Annotated in this window: 5 protein-coding genes; 3 read left to right on the forward strand and 2 right to left on the reverse strand. The window is 41.8% G+C overall.

Annotated elements, in window-relative coordinates:
- Positions 1 to 128: 128 nt before the first annotated feature.
- A complete protein-coding gene (gene odhB / locus AAGC65_RS25340; RefSeq protein ID WP_343115252.1) occupies positions 129 to 1,358 on the forward strand; it encodes a 2-oxoglutarate dehydrogenase complex dihydrolipoyllysine-residue succinyltransferase in 1,230 nt (409 codons plus the stop codon).
- 55 nt (positions 1,359 to 1,413) lie between these two features.
- Here odhB and AAGC65_RS25345 read toward each other — a convergent pair whose 3' ends face one another.
- The gene (locus AAGC65_RS25345; RefSeq protein WP_343115248.1) at positions 1,414 to 1,752 is read right to left on the reverse strand and encodes a hypothetical protein; all 339 of its coding nucleotides are present in this window, start codon (positions 1,750 to 1,752) and stop codon (positions 1,414 to 1,416) included.
- 113 nt (positions 1,753 to 1,865) lie between these two features.
- Between AAGC65_RS25345 and AAGC65_RS25350 the strand changes: the two genes are divergently transcribed.
- Positions 1,866 to 2,060 carry a hypothetical protein gene (locus AAGC65_RS25350; RefSeq protein ID WP_343115249.1) on the forward strand — a complete coding sequence of 65 codons (195 nt, stop codon included), beginning with the start codon at positions 1,866 to 1,868 and terminating at the stop codon, positions 2,058 to 2,060.
- A 66-nt stretch (positions 2,061 to 2,126) separates the two neighbouring features.
- On the opposite strand, the gene gldB is transcribed toward AAGC65_RS25350, so the two are convergent.
- Positions 2,127 to 3,200, reverse strand: a complete 1,074-nt coding sequence (gene gldB / locus AAGC65_RS25355) for a gliding motility lipoprotein GldB (protein WP_343115250.1) — start codon at positions 3,198 to 3,200, stop codon at positions 2,127 to 2,129.
- Between the two features lie 92 nt (positions 3,201 to 3,292).
- Here gldB and AAGC65_RS25360 point away from each other — a divergent pair.
- Positions 3,293 to 3,866: nitrilase-related carbon-nitrogen hydrolase (locus AAGC65_RS25360; RefSeq protein ID WP_343115251.1), on the forward strand; the 574-nt coding region annotated here is incomplete at its 3' end.

The raw sequence follows: 3,866 nt of genomic DNA on the forward strand, positions 1-3,866 counted from the left end.
GTGCCGCTGCTGCTGCCCCTGCAAAAGAAAATGCCCCTGCGGCTCAGCCACGGCCCGAAGTTGTTGCCAATGCACCTGCTCCGGCACCGGTTGCTGCTGCACCTGCAACAGGCGGTGGTTCGGTAGAAATAAAAGTTCCGCCGGTAGGCGAATCAATAACAGAAGTTACTTTATCGCGCTGGATCAAAAAAGATGGTGATGCCGTTGAAATGGATGAGCCTTTGGCCGAACTGGAATCAGACAAAGCAACTTTTGAACTTACTGCTGAAAAAGCAGGTATATTAAAAACTTTAGCTAAAGAAGGTGATGTATTAGCAATTGGTACAGTTGTTTGTACCATTGAAGGTGCTGGCGCTGCTGTACAAGCTGCTCCGGTAACACCTGCTGTTGTTAGTGCAACGGACGAGTCGCCACGTGGTGGTGCCGCAACTACTACATCTGGCGCGGTAACTTACGCGTCGGGTACGCCATCACCGGCTGCTGCTAAAATACTGGCAGAAAAAGGTGTTGATGCAAAATCAGTTAATGGTACCGGTGTTGATGGCCGAATAACTAAAGGGGATGCTCTTGGTGCTCAAGCTCCGGCTGCTCAACCAGCAGCCGCGCAATCTGCTGCCACTGCTCCAACTCCTGCTGCCGCACCAGTTGCTGCCGGCGAGAGAAGCGAAAAACGCGAAAAAATGACTTCGCTGCGTAAAACAGTTGCCAAGCGTTTGGTATCTGTTAAAAATGAAACGGCTATGTTAACCACCTTTAACGAGGTTGATATGCAGCCGATCATGGATCTGCGTGGTAAATACAAAGATAAATTCAAGGAAAAACATGGTGTTGGCTTAGGCTTCATGTCGTTCTTCACTAAAGCTGTTACCGAGGCTTTGAAAGACTGGCCTGCTGTAGGTGCCCGTATTGAAGGCGAAGAGATTGTATACAGCAACTTTGCTGATGTATCTATCGCCGTATCGGCTCCTAAAGGTTTGGTGGTTCCGGTTATCCGCAATGCCGATAGCATGAGCCTGGCCGAAATTGAAAAAGCCATTGTGGTATTAGCAGGTAAAGCCCGCGAAAACAAATTGACCATTCCCGAAATGACAGGCGGTACATTCACCATCACCAACGGTGGTGTATTTGGTTCGATGCTGTCAACCCCGATCATCAATTCGCCGCAATCGGCTATATTGGGTATGCACAACATTATTGAGCGCCCGGTTGCTGTTAACGGTCAAGTGGTAATTCGCCCGATGATGTACCTGGCCTTATCATATGATCACCGCATTATTGATGGCCGCGAATCGGTAAGCTTCCTGGTACGTGTAAAACAATTACTGGAAGATCCTGCAAGGTTATTGTTAGGAGTTTAATTCCTGATATTATCATATTTGAAAAGCCCGATTACGGAAGTAGTCGGGCTTTTTATTATATATTGAATTTTTTAATATCAATTACAACTGCAACTATTAATGCAAGAAGTAAAAACCAGAAAAATAGATAGCCGAGTAAATAGAACGTCCGGTATTTATTATATGGCTCTTTTTTTAAATAGCTTTTTAATACGTTTAGTGTGCCTAATGGAACCAAGGCCAAAATACCCAAAAAAGGAAACAGTGTTAAAATAGCATTTACGACCGCGTTGATACTAATCGCTTTTGCAATTTGGGTGTACAGAATAATCCATAAGAAAGTAAACCATGTTATTTTATACCAATATTTTGATTTATAGAAATATTTGGAGTTTTCTTTAGTGATAGGTTGCATTGGATTTAAATATAGTATAAAAATTATCAATCATTCAGCTATATAAAATCATAAATAATGGTGGCATTTTCGCTAAACATTTCTATTTTTGCCAAACATTAAACAATAGTACAATGGAGTCAACACAAAACGCTAATTCGGAGCAACATTATAAAATATTGGTTATAGCCATTGCTATAGGCTTAGTAGGTGTTTTTATTCGTTTCCTGGGCGATGAAAATTCAACCTATTTTTCCTGGATAGCTAACGTGTTATTGATTTTAGCTGTTGCCATAGGTTTAAAAACCGTTTTCAAGATCATTGAATAATCATCAAGATATTTTAATAAAAAAAGCGTTACGATTTCCGTAACGCTTTTTTTGTGCCCCAACTTTTTATTTGGGCCGGTATTTTGATTCGTTGAGTATCTTTTGCGCATCCTTTTCAGCCATTAATTGGGGTAGGGTAACCTCAGGATGTTTGTCCATATATTCCCTAACAATTTGCCAGCCAGTCCATACAGCCAATTTTGGTGCCGATTCATTTCTTTCGCCTAAGCCCGGGGTAAAGGGCGCTTCCGACAAGTATTTCTGAATTTTAGGGTAGTCAGTTTCATACAACAAGCTTTCTTCCAGAAAATAGGCCCATATTTTTCCTTTAAAGTCATCACACCATTTCAGCTGCTCTGTGGTGTAGCCAATTTTGGTGGTGTCACCAACATCGGGCAGTACACGATCCATAAAGTACATGATCTTGCCGTTGTAAACCATTTTGGCCAATAGCGAGCGGTCGTTATCATCTTCTGGAAACATATCTTCGCGGGCTATACCTTCTACTACACGCGGAGTAATATTATCTGATGTAAAATGTCTTGATAAATAATGCGGGAAGGCGTCGGTCAGGGCAGGATAGAACCGAGAGTTGGCTCCTAAAAACAGATCGAGCCCGATGCCAAAGTAGCCATCACCAATAGAGGTTTGAGCCTGAAAGCCCGAAAAATACGCGTATACTTTAGGCAAGCGTTTTTGCGGATAGTAATATTTAATGTATTTAAAAGCTTGGGTAAGGCTGGCATTTTGCGCATCCATGTTGGGGTAGGTGGCATCCACATCATGTTTCAGATCGGTATAGGCTTTACCTTTAAAAACTTCGCGCAGGGTTTTAAAATAGGTGGTATCATTTACGGTGCCGGCTTGCAGTATGCGGCTTATAAAATCGGCATAAAACGCACCGTATTTTTGTTGTAGGTAGGTGGCCTGTGTATTCATAGGTTTGGTACGCATGGCATCAAAGTCGCGGTCAAAGCGCTCAATCTTTACATCAACCTGAATATTGCTCAAATCAACTTTTTTGTTACGTCCGCATGACGCCAATATCAGGCCGATGGAAAAAATTAAGTAAATTTGCTTTGTGCTGAAACGGGTAGCTGTCATGGTTATCCTTTGAGCAAAAATAATTTTTATTTGCATTAATACGTTAGTATAATACTATTCATAAGCCCCATTGTGGCATCAATGTACTTCCGGATAGCTTTATCACTTTACAGAAATAATTATAATTGATGAAAATTGCATTAGCCCAGCTCAACTATCATATAGGTAATTTCGAATCGAACACTGCCAAAATTATTGATCACATACAAAAAGCTAAACAAAACGGTGCCGACCTGGTCGTGTTTGCCGAACTATGCGTTTGCGGATACCCGGCTCGCGATTTTCTGGAATTTGATGAGTTTATAGGGCTTTGCGATGAAGCTGCAAAAACAATAGCTGCCGAGTGTAACGATATTGCCTGTATTATAGGCTTACCAACATTTAACCATAAGGATGAAGGTAAGGATCTGAACAATTCAGCTTATTTTATTGAAAACGGTAAAGTAAAAGCAGTGGTTAACAAGGCCCTGCTGCCCAATTATGATGTGTTTGATGAGTACCGCTATTTTGAACCATCAACCGAGTTTAACTGCATTGATTTTAAAGGCAAAAAGATAGCGCTTACTATTTGTGAGGATCTTTGGAATACCATTGAAAATCCGCTGTACGTAACCAGGCCTATGGACAGCCTGATCCATCAGCAGCCCGATGTGATGATCAATATCGCGGCATCGCCATTTGCGTATAACCATGATGAAGAGC

It is taken from the genome of Mucilaginibacter sp., assembly GCF_039207105.1.
Lineage (GTDB): Bacteria > Bacteroidota > Bacteroidia > Sphingobacteriales > Sphingobacteriaceae > Mucilaginibacter.

Excerpts from the sequence above, each read along its gene's own strand:
- AAGC65_RS25345 (WP_343115248.1), bottom strand. The coding sequence starts at position 1,752 with ATGCAACCTATCACTAAAGAAAACTCCAAATATTTCTATAAATCAAAA.
- AAGC65_RS25350 (WP_343115249.1), top strand. The coding sequence starts at position 1,866 with ATGGAGTCAACACAAAACGCTAATTCGGAGCAACATTATAAAATATTG.
- gldB (WP_343115250.1), bottom strand. The coding sequence starts at position 3,200 with ATGCAAATAAAAATTATTTTTGCTCAAAGGATAACCATGACAGCTACC.